This window comes from Pontibacter roseus DSM 17521 (genome assembly GCF_000373265.1).
GTDB lineage: Bacteria > Bacteroidota > Bacteroidia > Cytophagales > Hymenobacteraceae > Pontibacter > Pontibacter roseus.
This window is the reverse complement of record NZ_KB890762.1, coordinates 165150-185926: the sequence shown is the minus strand read 5'-3', so window position 1 is coordinate 185926 and position 20777 is coordinate 165150. Positions and strand designations below refer to the sequence as shown.

General features: G+C 52.5%; 21 protein-coding genes. 13 read left to right on the top strand and 8 right to left on the bottom strand.

Annotated features, from left to right (window positions below):
- Positions 1–14 precede the first annotated feature (14 nt).
- From B051_RS0107300 to hslV, 4 genes are all read right to left on the bottom strand, one after another.
- Complete coding sequence (locus tag B051_RS0107300) at positions 15–1286, bottom strand: outer membrane beta-barrel protein (RefSeq protein ID WP_018477534.1); 1272 nt, start codon at positions 1284–1286, stop codon at positions 15–17.
- A gap of 143 nt (positions 1287–1429) precedes the next feature.
- Entirely contained in the window at positions 1430–2401 is a 972-nt protein-coding gene (locus B051_RS0107295; protein WP_018477533.1) for a deoxyhypusine synthase family protein, read from the bottom strand.
- Between the two features lie 155 nt (positions 2402–2556).
- Positions 2557–3123 carry a Crp/Fnr family transcriptional regulator gene (locus tag B051_RS0107290; protein ID WP_018477532.1) on the bottom strand — a complete coding sequence of 189 codons (567 nt, stop codon included), beginning with the start codon at positions 3121–3123 and terminating at the stop codon, positions 2557–2559.
- Between the two features lie 29 nt (positions 3124–3152).
- Complete coding sequence (gene hslV, locus B051_RS0107285) at positions 3153–3695, bottom strand: ATP-dependent protease subunit HslV (RefSeq protein ID WP_018477531.1); 543 nt, start codon at positions 3693–3695, stop codon at positions 3153–3155.
- 208 nt (positions 3696–3903) lie between these two features.
- On the opposite strand from hslV, the gene B051_RS0107280 reads away from it, so the two are divergent.
- From B051_RS0107280 to B051_RS0107255, 6 genes are all read left to right on the top strand, one after another.
- A complete protein-coding gene (locus B051_RS0107280) occupies positions 3904–4545 on the top strand; it encodes a hypothetical protein (protein ID WP_018477530.1) in 642 nt (213 codons plus the stop codon).
- Positions 4546–4651: 106 nt separating this feature from the next.
- Positions 4652–5494 (top strand): 1,4-dihydroxy-2-naphthoyl-CoA synthase, encoded by an 843-nt coding sequence (locus B051_RS0107275; protein ID WP_018477529.1) that lies wholly within the window; start codon positions 4652–4654, stop codon positions 5492–5494.
- Between the two features lie 662 nt (positions 5495–6156).
- Positions 6157–6540, top strand: coding sequence for a hypothetical protein (locus B051_RS0107270; RefSeq protein WP_018477528.1), 384 nt, complete (start codon positions 6157–6159; stop codon positions 6538–6540).
- A gap of 166 nt (positions 6541–6706) precedes the next feature.
- Positions 6707–7195, top strand: coding sequence for a hypothetical protein (locus B051_RS0107265; RefSeq protein WP_157578677.1), 489 nt, complete (start codon positions 6707–6709; stop codon positions 7193–7195).
- Between the two features lie 97 nt (positions 7196–7292).
- On the top strand, positions 7293–8150 hold the full coding sequence (locus tag B051_RS0107260; RefSeq protein WP_018477526.1) for an alpha/beta hydrolase: 858 nt from the start codon (positions 7293–7295) through the stop codon (positions 8148–8150).
- Positions 8151–8231: 81 nt separating this feature from the next.
- Complete coding sequence (locus tag B051_RS0107255) at positions 8232–8684, top strand: DUF1569 domain-containing protein (protein ID WP_018477525.1); 453 nt, start codon at positions 8232–8234, stop codon at positions 8682–8684.
- A 191-nt stretch (positions 8685–8875) separates the two neighbouring features.
- On the opposite strand, the gene B051_RS0107250 is transcribed toward B051_RS0107255, so the two are convergent.
- Both B051_RS0107250 and B051_RS0107245 read right to left on the bottom strand, forming a co-directional pair.
- Positions 8876–10615, bottom strand: coding sequence for a pyruvate dehydrogenase complex dihydrolipoamide acetyltransferase (locus B051_RS0107250; protein ID WP_026236246.1), 1740 nt, complete (start codon positions 10613–10615; stop codon positions 8876–8878).
- A 119-nt stretch (positions 10616–10734) separates the two neighbouring features.
- The gene (locus B051_RS0107245; protein WP_018477523.1) at positions 10735–11361 is read right to left on the bottom strand and encodes a histidine phosphatase family protein; all 627 of its coding nucleotides are present in this window, start codon (positions 11359–11361) and stop codon (positions 10735–10737) included.
- Positions 11362–11424: 63 nt separating this feature from the next.
- Here B051_RS0107245 and B051_RS0107240 point away from each other — a divergent pair, with 63 nt between their 5' ends.
- From B051_RS0107240 to B051_RS0107210, 7 genes are all read left to right on the top strand, one after another.
- Complete coding sequence (locus tag B051_RS0107240; RefSeq protein ID WP_018477522.1) at positions 11425–11835, top strand: hotdog fold thioesterase; 411 nt, start codon at positions 11425–11427, stop codon at positions 11833–11835.
- A gap of 5 nt (positions 11836–11840) precedes the next feature.
- On the top strand, positions 11841–13055 hold the full coding sequence (locus B051_RS0107235; protein WP_018477521.1) for an isochorismate synthase: 1215 nt from the start codon (positions 11841–11843) through the stop codon (positions 13053–13055).
- A gap of 178 nt (positions 13056–13233) precedes the next feature.
- Positions 13234–14931, top strand: a complete 1698-nt coding sequence (gene menD, locus B051_RS0107230; RefSeq protein WP_018477520.1) for a 2-succinyl-5-enolpyruvyl-6-hydroxy-3-cyclohexene-1-carboxylic-acid synthase — start codon at positions 13234–13236, stop codon at positions 14929–14931.
- A gap of 106 nt (positions 14932–15037) precedes the next feature.
- Entirely contained in the window at positions 15038–15493 is a 456-nt protein-coding gene (locus B051_RS0107225) for a DoxX family protein (RefSeq protein ID WP_033316755.1), read from the top strand.
- Between the two features lie 363 nt (positions 15494–15856).
- A complete protein-coding gene (locus tag B051_RS0107220) occupies positions 15857–16972 on the top strand; it encodes an AMP-binding protein (protein ID WP_018477518.1) in 1116 nt (371 codons plus the stop codon).
- Positions 16973–17021: 49 nt separating this feature from the next.
- The gene (locus tag B051_RS0107215; RefSeq protein ID WP_018477517.1) at positions 17022–17894 is read left to right on the top strand and encodes an SMP-30/gluconolactonase/LRE family protein; all 873 of its coding nucleotides are present in this window, start codon (positions 17022–17024) and stop codon (positions 17892–17894) included.
- A gap of 94 nt (positions 17895–17988) precedes the next feature.
- The gene (locus B051_RS0107210) at positions 17989–18402 is read left to right on the top strand and encodes a hypothetical protein (RefSeq protein ID WP_018477516.1); all 414 of its coding nucleotides are present in this window, start codon (positions 17989–17991) and stop codon (positions 18400–18402) included.
- Between the two features lie 93 nt (positions 18403–18495).
- Here the strand turns inward: B051_RS0107210 and hutG are convergent, their stop codons facing one another.
- Positions 18496–19470, bottom strand: coding sequence for a formimidoylglutamase (gene hutG, locus B051_RS0107205; protein WP_018477515.1), 975 nt, complete (start codon positions 19468–19470; stop codon positions 18496–18498).
- Positions 19471–19493: 23 nt separating this feature from the next.
- Positions 19494–20741 (bottom strand): imidazolonepropionase, encoded by a 1248-nt coding sequence (gene hutI, locus B051_RS0107200; protein ID WP_018477514.1) that lies wholly within the window; start codon positions 20739–20741, stop codon positions 19494–19496.
- Positions 20742–20777 lie beyond the last annotated feature (36 nt).

Here is a 20777-nt window from a genome sequence, read left to right as displayed (position 1 = left end):
TAGTGCTGCTCGTTTTATTTTATCCTGTAGCCCAACCGTACGCCTACGGAGTTATTGACGGTCTTCACGCCTTTCGCAGCAGAGAAACCGTTTCCGTTTTCCAGCCTCACCTCCGCCTGCAAACGTTTCCATTCTCCACCTATGCCCAGCAGGAGCGCCTGCTCATGCTTCCGCGTGGCATTCCCCATCGGATTCCCGTCTTTGTTCTTATCTGTTGTATAGGATGGGGTATAGACTTTCTGTTTGCTGTTATCGTTCAGCACGAAGTTGTTGCCAAAGCCCAGGCTTACGTATGGCCGAATGCCCCTGTCCAAGAACCGGTAGCGGCCCAACAAGTTAATTGCCAGCTGGGACATCTCGAAAGTGGTGGTGTATTCTGTGTACACCTGCTCCGTCAGCGGGTTCACGTGTTGGAAGGTTCCCTCAGTCTGATAGGCTTTGTAGAGCAGCTCCCCTATCAGAGCGTATTTGCCATGGCTTCTGGGCAAGGTGGCCATAAAGGAGGTGCCGAAGGTATAGCCCATACCTGTGAACTCCGGCTCAGTCAGTGCCTTGTTGGGGTGGCCGTTGATGTCCAGGGAGGTATAAGAAACTCCCCCCAGGGCATAGACATTGAACGCTAACTTCTCTTCTGCGGCCACATAGTCTCCTTCAGTGCCGCTGGCGCACTTATTGTAGTCCTGCACCAGACTTTTCAAAGCCGACGGCTTGAAGGCCACCCTGCTTATCTTGTTGCTCAAATCCGGGCAGTCCGTCATCTTGGCGGTTAGCATCCCCCTGTAAACCGGCAGTTTCACCAGCCCTGATTTGCCACGCTCGCTCTTCATGATGGCCCTGTACACCAGCTCAACGGGAGTCTCGCCTTCTTTCTGGATGTAGATGCGCTCCTGGGCATCCGGTTCATTCAGCGTGTACAGGCTCACCTTGCCTTTCACCAGGGCACGCAGAAACACCGTGTCCCGCACAATGCTAAATTGGCTGTCGTAAACGTAGGTGCTGCCTATTTTGGTCACGGCCTTTTCCTTGTCTACGGCATGCACCTCATACCTGTCACCAGAAGCAAGCGAGAAGCTTTTGATGTCGGCCACGCCGAGTTTTTGTGTCGTGGTGCTGGACAGGTCCTGCTTCACTTCGATGATTGTAGGGCTCCTGTTCCAGTTCTGGTCGTTGATGTGCACCTGCACCGTATCTCGCTGGTGCGTCACGTACTGGCCTGCTACGAACTTCTTCTGCCCGAAGGCAAAGGAACAGGTGAGCAGTAAAATAAGTGTACAGGTTGTCTTCATGTATGGCATGTTATGAATATAGGATGACACGAATATAACAGCAAGTTACCAATTCATGAAGACCCAGGCAAAAGAAAGAAGGGCCGGCTGCAACTGCAGCCGGCCCTTCTTTCTGAATCATAAATGAATGCCTTGTCTTATGACTACATATCCAGCACGATTGCGAAGACTAGCGGAGCCACAATGGTCGCATCAGACTCAATCATATACTTTGGTGTGTCCTTACCGAGCTTACCCCACGTGATTTTCTCGTTCGGAACGGCACCAGAGTAGGAACCGTAGCTGGTCGTGGAGTCAGAAATCTGGGCGAAATAACCCCACAACGGAACGCCTGTACGCTGCAAATCCTGGTGCAGCATCGGCACCACGCAAATCGGGAAGTCACCGGCTATACCTCCGCCAATCTGGAAGAAGCCCACGGTTGATTCCTCTTTCGCGTTCTGGGTATACCAGTCGGCCAGGAACATCATGTACTGTATACCTGTCTTCATGGTATGCACGTTCTTGATGTCGCCACTGATGACGTGACCGGCGTAGATGTTACCCAACGTGGAGTCTTCCCAGCCCGGGCAGATGATAGGCAGGTTCTTTTTGGCCGCCTCCAGCATCCAGCTGTTTTTCGGGTCAATCTGGTAGTACTGCTCCAGGTCGCCTGACAACAGAATCTGGTAGAAGAACTCGTGCGGGAAATAGGATTTGCCTTCCTGGTCGGCTTTCTCCCAGAACTTCAGCACGGTGTGCTCAATGCGGCGCATGGCTTCTTCCTCCGGTATGCAGGTATCGGTCACGCGGTTCATGTGGCGGCTCAGCAGTTCCTCCTCATCGGCGGCAGAAAGCTCGCGGTAATGCGGCACGCGCTCGTAGAAGTCGTGCGCCACCAAGTTGAAGATGTCCTCTTCCAGGTTGGCACCAGTACAGGAAATGGCGTGCACCTTGTCCTGACGAATCATCTCCGCCAGAATGATGCCCAGCTCAGCCGTGGACATGGCACCGGCCAGCGTAATCATCATCTTGCCGCCGTTGTTCAAATGCGTTTTGTACCCTTCGGCAGCGTCTATCACAGAGGCCGCGTTGAAGTGTTTGTAATGTTTCTTAAGGAATTCTGATACGTTCATTCGTCTATCGTTTTGTTACAAGCTATTCAGAGGTATACTCTGAATCTGCGCTTCTAGTTGATTCTGGTTCAGGAACAGTCTTACCTACTAGTCTCTCCGTTCTCATTGCAAAAGTCTGAAAAGCAGCCGGTATAAAAATTAACAAATGTTAAATTCTACCTGATTTCGGCCCGAATGCGGCTCAGCGTAACCTGCGTCACCCCCAGGTAGGAGGCGATGTGGTAGAGCGGCACCCGCTGCAGCAGCTGCGGGTCTTGCTCCAGCAGCGACTTATACCTTTGCGTGGCCGACTGAAACTGGAATGCGATGAAGCGCTCCTCTGTCTTGATGAGCTCATACTCGGCCAGCTTCCTGCCCCAGTTGGCAATCTCGATGTTCGTGCGAAACAGCGCCTGCAGCTGCTCCAGCTCCAGCACGTATACCTCAGAAGGCTCCAGCAGCTCCACCGTCTCGTAGCCGGGTTTGTTGGCCACGTAGCTGTAGTAGGAGAAGATGAGGTCCCCTTCGGTGCCGAACCAGAAAGTCACTTCCTGGTCGTTGCGGTAGCAGAAGGCGCGTGCTATACCTTTCTCAATGAAGAACACCTTAGTGCTCACCTCCCCCTCCCGGAAAAGGATGTGGCCTTTCGTAAGCTCCAGTTTGCAGAGCGTCGCCATCAGCTCCCGCCTCGCCTGTTCTGACAGCGGGTAAATGCTGTTGATTGTCCCGGTTACCGCTTCCACGTGCCTGCAGCCTCCTGAAGGTATAGCGATTAAGCCTTTGGCTTTTCTATCACCAGGTTGTGGTTGGTGTAGATGCAGATGTCCGCAGCGATATTGAGGCTTTCGCGCACCATCTCCTCGGCGCTGAGGTGCGGCGCGTGCTTCTTGAGTGCCAGGGCCGCCGCATGCGCGAACATACTGCCCGAGCCGATGGCCGCAATCTGGTTGTCGGGTTCCAGCACATCTCCGGTACCGGATATGATGAGCAGCTCGTCTTTGTTTGCCACCACCATCATGGCCTCCAATTTGCGCAGGTACTGGTCCTTGCGCCAGTCCTTGGCCAGCTCGATAGCGGCGCGCTTCATGTTGCTCTGGTAGGCATTGAGTTTCTCCTCGAAGCGCTCCAGCAGCGTGAAGGCATCGGCGGTGGAACCGGCGAAACCAGTCACGATCTTGCCGTCGAGCAATTTGCGTATCTTCTTGACGTTGCTTTTGGCGATGTGCTTGTCCATGGTCGCCTGTCCGTCGGCGCCCACGCATACCTCTCCGTTGTGGTAGATTCCCAAAACGGTGGTCGATTTTATCTTAGCCATTGTGTCTGCTTTTTCGAATGTGAAGGCATGGACGCAGCGCGCGCTATACCTGTGTTGTGTTCTGTCTGTAAAGCTACGGCAACTGCAAACAAAAAGCCAAAGGGTTTTCGGCCGACAATTTGTCCGGTATGGCTTCTGCCCTATACTTATGACCCAAGTATAATAGGAAAAGCCTATATTCGTTTCCTAAAGTATAAAAGGATAATCTATGAAAGGCATTCTAGCCGGGGCGCTCCTGCTGGCGCTCCCCCTCCTCTCCCAGACCCAGAAAAACGAGAAGCTCCCACGGTACTTCGGTGAGGCAATTGCCATTGACAGCTCCTCCACCGTCCTCATCCCGACACGGTACAACGCGGATTTGCTGTCTTCTAATAAGCTCGCCCTATGGCATGACTTCTACGCCAACGTGATTTTCTACGACATGTCGACCGACACGTACAAGAAGCTGTTCGAGACCGATACCTATATCCGGCAATTCACACGGGAGCGCAATCCTATACCTGACAGCAGGCCCGAAGGTAATCCTGCCCGACTGAACAACACCAGCCGGAACTGGATTTTCTATTTCGTGAAGCCAGGGGATTACAACAAGAACGGCCGAATCGACAACGATGACCCTTCCGTATTGTATGTATCCAATAAAGCCGGAAACAAGATAAGGGCTCTGACACCGGAACAGGAGAATGCCGTCTCGATGGAGGTATATGACAAGCAGGGGTTCGCGCTGGTGAAGATGCAGCGCGACAGCGACAACAACAAGCGCTTCGAGGGCAAAGACCGGGACTTCTACTACATCCGTTTGAACCTGGCTGACCTGGCCCTCGGGCAGAAAATCGAACTGAACCCTTGAGGTGACAGGTATAGCCACCTCCTCAACAGCGCGTTCTGCCAAAGAGCCGGGCATAAGTTTGGCGAAGGCCGTGTAAAGCCCTAATTTTACCCTAAAATTGACCGTTATGAGCAAAGCAAACTGGGTAACCGTAAAAGAATATACCGACATCACCTATAAGAAAGCGAACGGCGTGGCCCGCATCGCCTTCAACCGCCCAAACGTACGCAACGCCTTCCGCCCCAAGACGGTGGCTGAGCTGTTTGAGGCCTTCCTGGACGCCCGCGAAGACACCTCCATTGGTGTGGTGCTGCTTTCTGCCGAGGGACCTTCCACTAAAGATGGGGTGTACTCCTTCTGCAGCGGCGGCGACCAGAACGCCCGCGGCCACCAAGGATATGTGGACGAGGAAGGGATGCCGCGCCTGAACATACTGGAGGTGCAGCGTCTCATACGCTTCATGCCCAAAGTGGTGATTGCCGTGGTGCCGGGTTGGGCCGTGGGCGGCGGGCACAGCCTGCACGTGGTATGCGACCTGACGCTGGCCAGCCAGGAGCACGCCATCTTCAAGCAGACGGATGCCGACGTGACCAGCTTCGACGGTGGTTACGGCTCGGCTTACCTGGCCAAGATGGTGGGCCAGAAACGCGCCCGCGAAATCTTCTTCCTCGGCCGCAACTACTCTGCCCAAGACGCTTACGACATGGGTATGGTGAACGCCGTGATACCGCACGCGGAACTGGAGGATACCGCTTATGACTGGGCGCAGGAGATTCTAGCCAAGTCCCCTACCTCTATCAAAATGCTCAAGTTCGCCTTCAACGCCACCGACGACGGCATGGTGGGCCAACAGATATTCGCCGGTGAAGCCACCCGCCTCGCCTACATGACCGACGAGGCCAAAGAAGGCCGCAACGCTTTTCTGGAGAAGCGCAAACCCGACTTCAAAGACATCAAGTGGATTCCGTAAGGTATAGCCTTATATAGTAAAACAGCAAAGCCGCTCCTAAACAGGGCGGCTTTGCTGTTTTATGGAAGAATCAGGTATAGCCAAATACTTTTCTATAGTGTTGCATACGTGTATAGTAAAAGCTATATTTAACATAAAACCAATTACGTATAGCCAACATACGTTTGCAAGGAAAGCGTATGTTCACGCTTTCGAGGTAGTTAGCAGACTTTAAAGAGAATCAGAAAGGTGAGACAAAAATGATAGTTCTTATGTACGTATTCGGGTTTGCAATTTTGAGCGGACTTTTAGCTTGGTACTTAAACAAGAAAAAAAAGTCAAAATTGGCAAGGTTGGAATCTGACATACTAACACAAAAAACGTATCAAAATAGATAAAACAGCAGGCAACAGCGGTTTTGCGTCAGCTGGGGGCGACGCAACGCAACATCAGCAGCAGTAACAGCTATCATTTGTAGTTGTCAGCGTGACGGAACACAGGTAAGCAACAAAATTAAACTTGTACATTAGTAATACCATCGGCAGCAGTCCAGGGGCGACGGAGCACGGAATGCCCCGCCGAACGCAAAGCCAATGAACGTTAGCGGTAACCAAGTGACAAACCATTAACATTTGCAGTTTGACACTATACTGTAATTTAGTAACACACAAAAATCAATTGACATGAAAAAATTACTTACAATTCTTTTCCTTGTTTGCAGCATTAGTTTGACAAACATTGCATCTGCTCAGACAAAATCAAATGGCGAGACTACTCTCAGTAGCGACAAGATTGTGTTTAACCAAGACCCAAAATTTCAGTGTAAACAAATTTCTTTTGACGACAAGACACAGATAATGACTTTGTTGGAAAACGTTTCATTAAAAACTGAGAAGTTTGAACTCTCTAATGCAGGCAAAGTTGTTTATGACCAAAAGACAAAAAAACTCACTATCTATGACTGTAAAGAATTTACAATAGACGGAAAAGTTGTGACCAATAAAGAAACTCATAAAAAGAATATTGTTGAATATACTTTAGGCGACGATACTGTTTACATTCTCTAACAGGCTACCGCTAACATCGGTTTTGCAATATGGCGGCTGACGGAAGTCAGTCGTCATTTGTTTTTCAATTGGGCTGCATATCTTTAATCAAACTGACGGAATGCTATTGCCGCCACATCGCAAAGCCGTCCAACGTTGGCAGCAATGCCTTTGAATGAATTTCAAAATGACAGAGATAGCATTAACTCAGAGAGACATAAAAAGGATTAAAAACGACATAAAATTGACTCTAATCCTTGGAATGCTTTTTACAATTGGACTGATTATTTTATTATTTATTACTCCATTAATTCTGACTCTGTTTAATAAACCAGCTGACGGTTTCGCAAATAGGGCCTTGTTTATCATAGGTCTTGTGTCATTGCCATTTATTGGGATATCATGGAAAAACATTGTTAAGTATATCGACTTAATTAGGAGTAGGAAAATAAGTTTTAAGACATCGGACTATGAAATCAAAAAAGGGAAAGATGGTTTTATCCTGAGTATAGAGACACCGTTAAAGTTGAAGTTCGATTTATATGACAAGTTACCAGAATTGTTAAGATTGGGAGAACCAATAAAAATTGAGTTAACGAGGTTAAGCAAGACTCTCCTTTACATCTCACAAGACGGTAAAAATTTATTAGAGAAGGTTGAAATTGAAAATGATTAACGCAGACAATAAGCAATACTGCCAACCACACCTATAAGGTAGCTACGCCACCTCATAGCCAAGTCCGTTGTCATAGAAAACAGCCAGCAATCAAAAAATGAATAGAGCATTTATAATTCTTTTTCTTGTTTTTTCATCCGCACTGACTTATGGACAAAAAAACAAGTCAAGACAGGCTGACAGCGGCGAACCATTTGTACTTGGTGTAATCGACAAAATCCAATCAAGAGAATTGAACGAAGAAAGGATACTGAATATCTATCTACCCGAAGGATACAGTAAAAATGATACGATAAGTTATCCGGTTATCTACTTACTTGATGGTTCGGCAGACGAGGACTTTATTCATATCGTTGGGCTTGTTCAGTTCAGCAGCTTTGAATGGGTCAACCAAGTCCCAAAGTCAATTGTTGTAGGTATTGCAACTGTTGACAGAAGGAGAGATTTTACTTTCCCAACAACAATTGAAGGAGATAAGAAAGCATACCCAACTACTGGCCATTCGGATAAATTCATTTCTTTCCTTGAAAAGGAGTTGCAGTCTTACGTTCAGGCGAAGTACAAGGCAAACAACTCTAAAACAATTATTGGGCAATCGTTAGGCGGATTATTAGCGACAGAAGTACTTGATAAAAAACCCTCGCTTTTTGATAAGTACATCATCATCAGCCCCAGTCTGTGGTGGGACAATGGCTCATTGTTAAACCAATCCTTTTCAAATTTCGAGAATAAGGATATTTATATCGGTGTTGGAAAGGAAGGATTGACACCCACAGTAACTCCCCGTGTGATGGAGGTTGATGCAAACGTGTTAGCTGACAAATTAAAAGGCTTGAAAAACAAAAACGTAAATGTGCATTTTGACTATTTGCCCTTAGAAAACCATGCAACGATAATGCACCAGGCTGTTATGAATTCATTCAAACTTTTATATCCGAAAACACCCAGAGAATGACATCGGGGAAACGGGAAAACTAAAATCCCCATAGTAGTATACCAGGCACCTATACCAACTTACCAAGGCTAACCAAGAATTATGAAGACCATATTTGACGAACCGACCAGAGATGAAATTGTTGGTAGAATCAATTTGCTAACTAAGCATAGCATGGCTCTATGGGGCAAAATGCATGTTTTTCAGATGGTAAAGCACAATACCTATTGGAACGGCTGGATTTTAGGCGAAGAGCATCACACGTATAAGCAGGTTCTTCTGGGTAAAGTATTTGGTAGAATGGCATTGAGAAAAATGATAAATGATGAGAACCCTTTTGATAAGAACATTCCGACTTCCGCACAATTCAAAGTGAGAGAAATGGAGGGAGACTTGGAAGCTGAGAAATTCAAATGGATTGAATTGACGAAAGCTTATGAAAGCTATGATAACCCAGACTTTATACACGACTTTTTCGGCAAAATGACAAAGGAGCAGATTGGTGTTTTAGTCTACAAACACTCTGACCATCATTTAAGGCAATTCGGTATTTAAACAAAAAAAGCCTTCTAACGCTTGCCAAAAGCTGCGGAGCGGGATACTGAAAACGTAGCAGGAAATTAACTCTGAGTAGCTTAAAGACTAGTTTAGAGCGTCTGCCTCCTAAAATTTTAGCCACTGTGGTAGCCATAAAAAAAGAGCCTCTCCGTATCCGAAGAGGCTCTTTTCTTGTTCACTATAAGTAATTACACCAGTATTCTTACCGGGTTCTCCAGCATGTTCTTGAAGGTCTGCAGGAAAGCGGAACCCACGGCGCCGTCTACTACACGGTGGTCGCAGGAGAGCGTCACCTTCATCACGTTGCCGATGCGGATTTGTCCGTCGCGTACGACCGGCGTCTGCTTGATGCCACCCACAGCCATGATGCAGGCATCCGGCGGGTTGATGATGGCGGTGAACTCCTCAATACCAAACATACCCAGGTTGGAGATGGTGAAGGTGTTGCCTTCCCACTCGGCGGGCTGCAGCTTCTTGCTCTTCGCCTTGCCACCCAGTTCTTTCACTTCGGCCGCGATGGCAGACAGTGATTTGAAGTCGGCGTTGCGTACCACCGGTACCAACAGGCCTTCTTCCACCGCCACGGCTACCCCAATGTTGATATGCTTGTTATACCTGATTTTGTCGCCCAGCCAGGAAGAGTTCACGGCAGGGTGCTGACGAAGCGCAGCAGCGGCCGCTTTGATTACCAGGTCGTTGAACGACACCTTCACCGGCGACACCTCGTTTATGGACACACGGGCTTCCATCGCCTTGTCCATGTCAATTTCCATGGTCAGGTAGAAGTGCGGCGCAGAGAACTTGCTCTCGGCCAGTCGGCGCGCAATTACCTTACGCATCTGCGACACGTTCACTTCCTCGTAGGCATCGGCTGGCGCGCCAGGTATAGCCTGCGGTTGTGGAGCCGGTGCGGTGGCAGGAGCTTTGGCAGCCTGTTGCGGCGCAGGGGCAGCAGACGGGGAGAAGTTCTCCACGTCACGCAGCACAATGCGTCCTCCCTCACCTGAGCCTTTGATTTGCGCCAGATTGAAGCCTTTCTCTTTGGCTACTTTCTTCGCCAGCGGAGACGCCTTGATACGGCCGTTGCCTTCAGCGGCAACCTGCTCTGTACCCGTGGCAGGTACTTCTATTTCCTGTACTTTATCTTCTGTTGTAGCCTCGGTGCGGGCCTCGATGTTCTCGTCCGATTTGGCGTTCTCTTCGCTGGAGCGTTCCTCCACACCGGCAGGCACCGTACCGCCTTCTGCATCCAGCAGGGCTTTGTAATCGGCACCTTTTTCACCGATGATGGCGATTACGGCATCAATGGCCACCGAAGAACCGGCCTCTACCCCTGTGTACAGCAAGGTACCGTCTTCATAGGACTCCAGCTCCATTGTCGCCTTGTCGGTCTCCACTTCGGCCAGCACGTCGCCGGAGCTTACTTTGTCACCCACTTTCTTCAGCCAGGATACAAGTACGCCTTCTGTCATGGTGTCGCTCATCTTAGGCATGCGGATGACGCTGGCCTTGATGTTGGACGTATCCACGGAGGTTTTAGCGGCAGGAGCCTCTGCCTTGGCAGGGGCAGGGGCTGCTTCTTTTTTCTCTTCCTGCTTAGGTGCTTGCGCTGCTTCCTGTTTGGGTTCTTCTTTGGCTGCCGGCTTCTCTCCTTGTCCTGCCTCACTCAGCAGGCCGGAAATGTCTTCGCCTTCTTTGCCAATGATTGCAATAACGGCATCAATGGGCACCGAATCACCTTTCTTGGGACCAATGTAGAGTAGCGTGCCATCTTCGTAGGATTCCAGCTCCATCGTCGCCTTATCGGTCTCCACTTCGGCCAGAATGTCGCCGGAGCTTACTTTGTCGCCTTCTTTCTTAAGCCAAGATGCAATCACCCCCTCCGTCATTGTGTCGCTCATCTTAGGCATTCGTATCACTTCAGCCATAATTGTCGTCTTATTGGTTCGCCTGTATCGTCTAAACTGTAAGCCCCAAAATTAGATTTAAAAATATTTTATTCAAACTATACCTTCTAAATTGTTGGGGCAGGTATGGCAATGGCATATTATACCGTCAGTTCCTGCAGATGCGCCAAATCGCAATACTTTTTTACCACAAACATAGTACCTGTAAAGTCCAACTGGTACAGGCATAGGTTCTGGTGCTCGAACTGGTCCATGCAGCGCAGCGGGTAGTGCAGCAGCTGGCAGAGCAGGATGCGCATGGCCCGCCCGTGCATGCAGATGAGCACCGTTTCCTCTTCGGGCCGGCTCAGCAGCAGGTCGATGAAGGGCCGCTGGCGCTCCGCCACCAGGTCGGGGCTCTCCCCTCCTTCTATGCATACATCGGTCTGGCCGTTGCACCAGGTCTGCAGGATGCCGTGGTAGTAGGCGTCCTCCTCGGGTGTGATGCGGGTGCCTTCGCGGGTGCCCCAGTTTATCTCGTTCAGGCCGGTGTGTTGCTCATGTGGTATACCCAGGTCCAGAAAGCCCTGCACCGACTCCATGGCGCGCTTGAGCGAGGAGGTGTATACCTTGTTGAAGGGAACATCCTGGTACATCCGGAAAAAAGCGGCCGCCTGCTGTTGACCCAACGCGTTGAGTGAGGAGTCTACGCCACTGCCCTGCACAATGCCCTGTTGGTTGTAGTCTGTCTGCCCGTGGCGGATGATGTATATTTTCTTAATACTCAAAATTCTTCTACTTTTGCCTCTTTACACTGAGAATGCGAAGGTAGCATTTGCAACCCACACAAAATGGATACTACGTTAGAAAAGCTGCAGGAGTGGCGCAAAAATACGATGGTGGAGCACCTGGGCATTGAGATTGTGGAGTACGGCGAGGGTTTCCTCATTGGTAAAATGCCAGTCGACCACCGCACCCACCAGCCCATGGGCCTGCTGCATGGTGGCGCCTCCGTGGCGCTGGCCGAGACGCTGGGCAGCATCGGCGCGGCCCTGTCGGTGGACCTCTCCAAAAAAGCATGTGTGGGGCTGGAGATTAACGCTAACCACATCCGGAGCGTGCGCGAAGGCTGGGTGTACGGCAAGGCTACGGCCATACACCTGGGGCGAAGCACCCAGGTATGGGAAACCAGAATCACGACTGAAACCGGCGACCTGCTCTGCCTCAGCCGCATGACAGTGGCCATCATCGATAAAAAATAAACGCCATGACACAGGCTACCGCCGCCTTAGGAGTAGAAGGACCACACCGCTATACCTGGCAGGAGGTGCTGGCCGCCGCCCTGGTGCAGGGGCTTTCCGTTGCCGCCTGGCGACTGCCGCTCCTGCCGGAAGTACAGCTCTGCGTCTCGTTCAACACACAACTATCGCAGGATTCGCCCAGGGTAGAGGAAAGTGCCTTCGGCTTCCTCTTCTGCCCCTTCCAAACGGATGCCGCGCAACCCAATGTTTTCCTCAAAGCCGACATCAGCCTCTCGTCTGTAACAGGCGAATTGAATTTGGCGGCTGATGCTCCGGCAGAGGCCACGCAAAGATTCTTAAAAACGTTGCAGGAAAGGCATCAGGAATCAACCCCGCAGTGGCATACCTCTCCCACTTCGCCTCCCAACCGCCACCGCACCGAAGAGACGTTCAAAGCCGCCGTGAGCCTGGCCGTGGATGTGATTCGGGCCGAGACGATGGAGAAAGTCGTGCTGTCCCGAACTGCTGCGGCAGACCTGCCGCAGCAGTTCGGGCTTTTCGGCGCTTTCGAGAAGATGCTGTCTGCCTATCCCAATGCTTTCGTGTCGCTGGTATCTATACCTGGCACCGGCACCTGGCTGGGAGCCTCCCCTGAGATTCTGGTGAGCATTGACCAGCACCAGGTGTTCAAAACCGTCGCGCTGGCTGGCACGCAGCCGCTTTGTGAAGACGGTTCTACGGCCAATGCCATCTGGCGGCAAAAGGAGATTGAGGAGCAAGGTATGGTAGAACGCTACATCCTGAGCTGCTTCAAAAAACTGCGCCTCCGCGAGTACACCGAAGTCGGGCCGCGCACCGATATCGCCGGCAACCTGATGCACCTGCGCACCGATTTTAAAGTGGATTTGAAAGAAGTGGATTTCCCGACCTTGGGCTCTGACATGCTGCAACTGCTGCACCCCACCTCGGCCGTGTGCGGACTTCCCAAAGAACCCGCATTAAATTTCATTCTGGCCAACGAAGGGTATGACCGCAGCTATTACAGCGGCTTCCTGGGGCCGGTAAACAGTGCGGCGGGCACGCACCTGTTCGTGAACCTGCGCTGCATGCAGCTAATGACCGACAAGGCCGTACTATACGCAGGAGCCGGTATCACAGGAGAGTCATCGCCTGAGAAAGAATGGCTGGAAACCCAGCACAAAATGCAAACAATGGCCAGAATATTGTCGGATTTCGAATGAGCAAAAGCGTGACTTGAGTTGAATCATAGCGAGTGGGTGATTTATCAAAAAAACTCAGTGCACCTATTCTGCTATACCTTGAACCCAGCGTCCTTTCTTCCTCCGTTTTGAAAAGTGTTTTTCTGTCTACTCAGTCCTTTATCAAACATCATTTCACCCAATCACTCAAAACTAAACCATGGTCCTTCAGCCTGTTGTTAACATAGCCGAAATATGCGCACGCAAGGGAGTGCAAAACGTGGTGCTGTCACCGGGTTCCCGCTGCGCCCCATTGACGATAGCCTTCGCGCGGCATCCGAAGCTGAAAGTACGCACAGTGAGCGATGAGCGGTCGGCCGCCTTCATCGCGCTGGGTATGGCGCTGACGACATGCAAACCGACTGTGCTGGTATGTACATCCGGGACGGCTGCACTGAACTATGCCCCTGCCGTCGCCGAGGCTTTTTTCCAGCAGGTGCCGCTGCTGGTGCTCACCGCAGACCGCCCGCCGGAGTGGATTGACCAATTGGACGGGCAGACCATCCGGCAGCAGCAAGTATACGGACAACACATCAAGCGCAGCTTCGACTTCCCGGTGGACCTGTCGCACACCGATGCCGTTTGGTATACCGAGCGCCTGGTATCCGAGGCGCTGAACGAGGCCGTGGCTTATCCGGCGGGTCCGGTGCACATCAACGTGCCTTTGCGGGAGCCTTTTTACCCGGAGTATGATGAGGAAGTCCAGTTCAATGAGCAGGTGAAGTTGATTGAGGAGGAGCAAAACCACTACGAACTCAGCTCCTATCAGGCCTTGAAATTCCAGCAGGAAATGCTGCATTTCAAACGCGTTCTGCTGGTAGCCGGGCAACAGCCCCACGACCCAAAACTCCTGCAGCACCTGCAGCACTTTGTCTCCTCCACGGGCGCTGTACTGGTGGGCGATAGCATCAGCAACATGCACCAACTGGAGGAAAGCGTGCGTCACCAGGATGCCATTCTAGCCTGCCCGGATGAAGCGAAGATGCAGGCGCTGAAGCCGGATTTGCTCATCACCTTTGGCAAGTCCGTCATCTCCAAAAGCCTGAAGCTATACCTGCGCCAGTACAAACCGAAAGCGCACTGGCACCTGCAGCCAGCCGGCCAGGTAGCCGACACGTTCCAGTCGCTCACCCACGTCATCCGCTGCTCACCCGGGAGTTTCTTCAAAGGGATGGCTGGCAGCACCCGGGTAGAAGCGTCCTTTGCTGCGGCATGGTCTACAATGGAGCGCAAGGCGCAAGACTTTCTGCAAGACTACTCTTCCACGGCACCCCACAGCGAGCTGCCGGCCGTGGCCCGCCTGCTGGCTCACCTGCCGCCACAGAGCAACCTGCACCTGGCCAACAGCATGGCCGTGCGCTATGCCAACATCATTGGGTTGGCTGCCGACAGAAACGTGCAGGTATATGCGAACCGGGGCACCAGCGGCATTGACGGCAGCACCAGCACCACAGTTGGCTGCGCCCTCACCAGCCCCCACATCACCACATTGCTCACCGGGGATTTAGCCTTCTTCTATGACCGCAACGGGCTCTGGCACAACTACCTGCCGGCCAACCTGCGCATCGTGCTCATCAACAACCACGTGGGCGGCATTTTCCGTCTCATTGAGGGCCCCCGTCGGCAGCCTGAACTAGAGGAGTTCTTCGAGACGCGCCAGGAGTTGGATGCCCGCAACACCGCTCTCGACTTTGGGTTAGGCTATACCGCCTGCCATACCTTGGAGGAGCTGGAGCAGGCGCTTCCTGCTTTTTTGGCTGCAGAGGCGGGAGCAGGTATACTGGAGGTTTTCACCGATAGCAAAGAGAACGCGGCCGCCTTCGCAGCTTATAAGCAGGCTTTGCTGAAAGCCCTCTAACGCACTTCAGCGGCCCTCACATTTGTTCAGCGGCATTCATCCGTTCTGTAGAATTAATCGTTTAAATAATTGTACAACAGTTTGTTAAACCTTAACCCCTACAGCCATGAATCTAACACACGACATGAACCGGCTGGAGCACTGGGCTGATGCGCACCATCCCGTTTGGGTTGACTTCGTGCGGATAGCGCTGGGCATTTTCATCTTCATGAAAGGCATCTTCTTCATACAGGATACAGCGGCGCTTCAGAGCATCATGAGCAACAGCCAGTTCCAGTGGGTGTCATTCGGTATGGCGCACTACGTGGCCTTTGCGCACCTGGTGGGGGGCCTGCTCATCGCCATGGGCCTGGTGACACGCATTGCCATACTGTTCCAGTTGCCTATTCTGATTGGTGCTGTGTTTTTCATCAACCCGCAGCGCGGTTTCTACTCGGAGAACACGGAACTGTGGTCATCCTTGATTGTGCTGCTTCTGTTGGTGTTTTTCCTCATCTGGGGTTCCGGCAGGCTATCGGTTGACCACCTCATCCGGAAGCCCAATAAGGACTGGCTCTACTAATCCGCAGGTATAGCCTACAGCAAATCAGGCGGCGAATCCACCACTTGGCTGGCAGCGGTGCGCCTTGGAAAAGCCATGCCTGGCAGCATTGAAAAACTAAACATACTTGTAGAAATCAGCTGGTAAATCGTACTTTTGCCGCTGCTATACCTGTGGCTTCCCTATGGAATGGATAGGTATACCAACAGGCAGCAACAGCATATGACAGATAGAAAAACGGGCAGAGCAGAGGTAGATGATATTTCTGCTCTGCCTGTTTCTACTGCCTGTGCCCAAACTAGCTCGGTCACGTATGAGTTAGTTAATGCAAATCCAACTACAGGTACCGGCTCCGTGCTGGTGCGTGTTTAACGTTTATGATTCATGACTGAAAGGTTCCTTCTCCTCAACGGCAAGAAATTCTACTTCGACGAAATAGCAGCTTACTCTTTCCGCAACAGCATCCCGCTGAATGGCTATGAGGCAAAGACGCTCGAATTCATCCGCGATTGGCTCAGCGGCGTGCAGGAGTTCCCGATACAGACATCCGGATCCACCGGCGCACCCAAACTCATCGCGCTCACTCGTCGGCAGATGGAGATAAGCGCCCGTCGCACCTTAAAATTACTCCGCCTCAAGCAGGGCGACAGCATGCTTGTGTGCCTCAATACAGAGTACATCGCCGGCATCATGATGCTGGTGCGCGGTCTGCTGGCCGAAATGGACATGACCATTGTGGAGCCTATCAGCAACCCGCTGGAGTTGGTGCCGGAAGGGCAGCCGATTGACTTCGCCTCTTTTGTACCCATGCAGCTGCAGACCATCCTGCAGGACGTGCCGGAAGAAGCGGTGGAGCAGCTCAACCAGATGAAGGCCATACTGGTGGGCGGTGCACCGGTGAGCTTTTCCCTGCAGCGTGACCTGAAGCAACTCCAGGTGCCGGTATACCATACTTATGGCATGACGGAAACTGTCTCCCACATCGCGCTGCGCCTGCTCAACGGCCCCACCGCCGCCGAGTATTACGAGACGCTGGAAGGCGTCACCATTGGGCAGGACAACCGCGGCTGCCTCACCATCAAAGCCGACATCACCGATAACGAAACGCTCATCACCAACGACATCGTGGAAATCCTCACCCCTACCCGGTTCCGTTGGATTGGCCGCGCCGACAACACCATCAACACCGGCGGTGTGAAAGTGCAGACCGAGACCGTGGAGGTGGCGGTATCCGAGGCGCTGGCGGATTTGGAGAGGCCTCCCCGTTTTTTCGTGGCCTCGCAACCAGACGAACTGTTGGGCGAGAAAATGATTCTGATACTGGAGGGCGAGAAACTGCCGGAGGAGGTTGAACAGCAGATGCAGGAGAAAATGCGCAGTCTGCTCCGCAAATTCGAGATGCCCAAAGACACCTACTACTGCCCTGCCTTCTCTGAGACAGCCACCGGAAAAATATCGCGGCAACGCACCATGCAGAAGCTCGGGCTAGAAACGGATTAAAACAGGTATAGCAAGCTTTCGTAGTAGTACCTGAACCAACAAAAACATTATGCGCACCACATTTCCTTACCTCGCCTCATTCCTGGTGATAACGCTACTTCAGGGCTGCAGCGGCGGCCTGTTCAGCTCAAAGGCACCCGTCACACTGCAGGAGGCCTGGTCCACTGACAACACCCTCCGCACACCTGAATCGGTGGTAGTTGACCGAGAACGGAACGTCCTCTACGTGTCCAACATCAACCAATCGAGCAAAGAACGCAAAGATGGGGACGGCTTCATCTCACGCCTCACCCCCAATGGCGAGGTGGAGCAACTGTATTGGGTATCCGGATTGAACGACCCGAAAGGAATGGCCCTGCACAACAACGTGCTCTATGTGGCCGACATCGATGAGATTGTGGCCATCGCCACCCAGACCGGTTCTATTCTGGCCCGCTACAAAGCCGATAAAGCCAAGTTTCTGAATGATGTGGACGTGGACGATGCCGGCAATGTGTACGTTTCAGACTCCGAGGTGGGCAGCATCTACCAGATGCGCAACGGGCGTGTAAGCAATTGGTTGGAGAACGCCAAGCGCGAAAGACCCAATGGCCTGCTCTGGGACAACAAGCGGCTCATCGTGGCTTACTCCAAGAGCGGCAACGTACGCTTTCTCGACCCCGAACGCAAAGAGTTCACCGATTGGACAGACGGTATCCCCTCCGCTGACGGCATCGTGCGGGTTGGCGCTGAAGGCTACCTGATTTCGAATTGGAACGGAGAGGTGTACTACGTGAATCAGGACGGCAAAAAATGGAAGTTGCTGGATACGACTGAAAGGAAGATAAATGCCGCCGACATCAGCTACTCACCGGAGCAGCAAATGCTTTACGTGCCTACCTTCTTCAATAACCGCGTCGTAGCCTACCGCGTGACTTTCTAAAGGAGCAGGAACAACATTTTTCTTGATTCAGACGGAATTGGCCCGGATTATGTATACCCAGTAGACATACCCAAACCATACAGGGGATGAGATTATGAAGAAGAAAGAAACGTATGCATTTGCAGCCGCCCTGGCCTTGCCCTTGGCGCTAATCGGATTCACTGCAACGGCTCAGGAGAAGGGCAAGCCGCTGCCGCCCGTAGAGCGGGAGCACATACTGATAGCCGCGCCTGATACCGCCACCCATCTGGAGACATTGTCTGGAATCCACCTGAACCCTACCAAGAAAGGCACTTTCCTGCTGGACTTTGAGCAGGTACTGAAAGAAGACGCTAAACTGGAAGTGAAGAACAGAGCCGGGAAAGTCGTGTACCAGAAGCCCGTCAGCATCGCCAAGAACCAAAAAGCCTGGCGCTATGATCTAGGCAAGCTCCGCCCTGACACCTATCTGGTGGAGGTGAAGACCACCGACACCGTCTACTGGACGAAATTCAAGATAGGGAGATAATTCTAGAACCAGACTCTACAAACGCAAAGGCCCCGACAGAAATCTGCCGGGGCCTTTGCGTTTGATATGTTCTTCACCAGGTATAGCTCGACCCTAAACCTGACTCCACTGCTGCACAACGTGGTAGAGCAGCGAGGCCCCCAGCTTGGCCGTTCGGTTATCAATATCCAGCTTTGGGTTGAGCTCCACCACATCCAGCGTCAGCAGTTTGCCACTGCCAATAATTTCCTGGAGCAACAACAGCACGATGTCGGGCCGTATACCTAAAGCCGTAGGCGCACTGACGCCGGGCGCATAGGCAGCCGCAAACACATCCAAGTCGATGCTGACATAGAGCACGTCCACCATCGCCATGAACTGCTGCAGGCGCTCCCGCAGGGCCTCGTAATTATATACCTGCAAGGCTGGCGCAAACACATAGTCCGCACCGTAGTCGGCGGCTGTGTTGAAGAGCTTCTGCGTGTTGCCATACTGCTGTATACCCAGGCACAGGTACTGGAAATCCTTATTCACTGCGGCCAGGTCATCGGCAATCTGCAGGAAAGGCGTGCCGGAAGAGGCTTGCTTGTCGTAGCTCCTCAAATCGAAGTGCGCGTCAAAGTTAATGATGCCCAGTTGCTGTCCGGCAGGCAGTGCGGCCTTTATGCCCAAGTAGTGCCCATAGGCTGTCTCGTGGCCACCGCCTAGCACAATAGTCTTGTAGGTATTGGAAAGCAAGGTATGTACCTTCCGTCCGAGTTGCTTCTGTGCCTCCTCCAGATTTTGGTTGGTGCAGAACACATCGCCGGCATCCAGCAGTTCAGCGTCGTCGTCCAGGTGCCAGGCGAAGGATGCCATGGCCTGCCGCAGGGCGGCCGGACCGCCCACTGCGCCTTCCCTGCCCTGGTTGCGCCGCACGCCTTCATCGCAGCAAAAACCCAGCAGTGCGATGGACTGCTCTGCCGTAGCAGGCTCCGTGGTTTCTGTCAGGTTGAGCAGCCGTATGCTCTGGTGCCAGCGTTTGCCTTCTTCGCCGTCAAGCGCGTCTACACGGCCTTTCCAGGCGCCTGCCTCTGTGGGTTTATACATGGTGTGGATGTATGAGTGTCATATTAAAGTTTCTCGCCCCGCTTCCATACCTGTGCCGGCTTCAGCTTCCCCTGCCAGTACAGGATTTCCTTGTAGTTTTCGGTGGGGAACGCAATCATATCGGCCAGTTGCCCTTTCTGCAGCGTGCCTCTGTCTTTCAGGTTGAGGGCACGGGCAGCGCGGGTGGTGATGCCGGCCAGTGTTTCGGCAGTGGTGAGTTTTTGGGACGCTCCCAACAGAGCCGCCTGCAGCAGCAGGTCGCCCATGGGTGCCGAGCCTGGATTCCAATCGGTGGCAATGGCTACGCAGAGGCCGCTGTCCAGCATCTTGCGGGCCGGTGCGTAGTGCATGCCCAAACCCAGTGAGGCTCCTGGCAACACAGTGGCCACCACACCCGCCTCTTGAAGCAAGGCCATCTCCGCTTCCCCACTCGCCTCCAGATGGTCGGCGCTCGCGGCGCCCACCTCGGCCGCAATACGGCTTCCGCCGGTGCTGAACTGGTCAGCATGCACGGTGATATCAAATCCCATCTCCTTAGCCGCCAGCAGATACTCTAGCGCCTCCTCTTCTCCAAAGGCGGTGTCTTCTATGAAGATGTCCACCCGGTTGGCCAGCTCTTGCTCCTGCACCTGGGGCAGTAGTCTGGTCACGACCTCCTCCAGGTATGCCCTGGAATCTGTATGCTCTGGCGGACGCATGTGCGCGGCTAGGCAGGTAGGTATAAGTTCGAGGTGGTGGTGTGCGTTCACGAGTTGGATGGCTTCCAGCATTTTGAGCTCCTCCTCCACTGTCAGTCCGTAGCCGCTCTTTACCTCGCAGGTAGTCACGCCTTCAGCCAGATGCCGGTCACAGCGCTTCTTAAGCAAGTCGACCAGTTCCACCAGGGTTGCCTCCCGGGTTTTGTTCACGCTGTCCAGTATACCTCCCCCGCTACGCGCAATTTCCAGGTATGATTTTCCAGCCACCCGCATGGCATAGTCATTCGCCCGGGAACCGGCAAAGCACATGTGGGTATGGGCGTCTACGAGGCCAGGCAGGAGCACCATGGGCCGGTCAATCTTCTCCAGCGCGTAGTTGTTCTCCGATGCTATTTTCAGCAGTTGTTCATAGTTGCCAACCAGTAGGATGTGCTCGCCACGCACCAGCACGCCCGCGTGTTCCAGCACCTGCAGCTGCTCATCGGCGATGGGACCAGCCTCCGGCAAATCAGCCATTGTCACCAGCTGGCAGAAGGGGCCAATCATGATGTGATTGTTGTCGATGGGTTTCATAGTTTTAGTTTTGGAGGCAACGGATGTACCCTATGT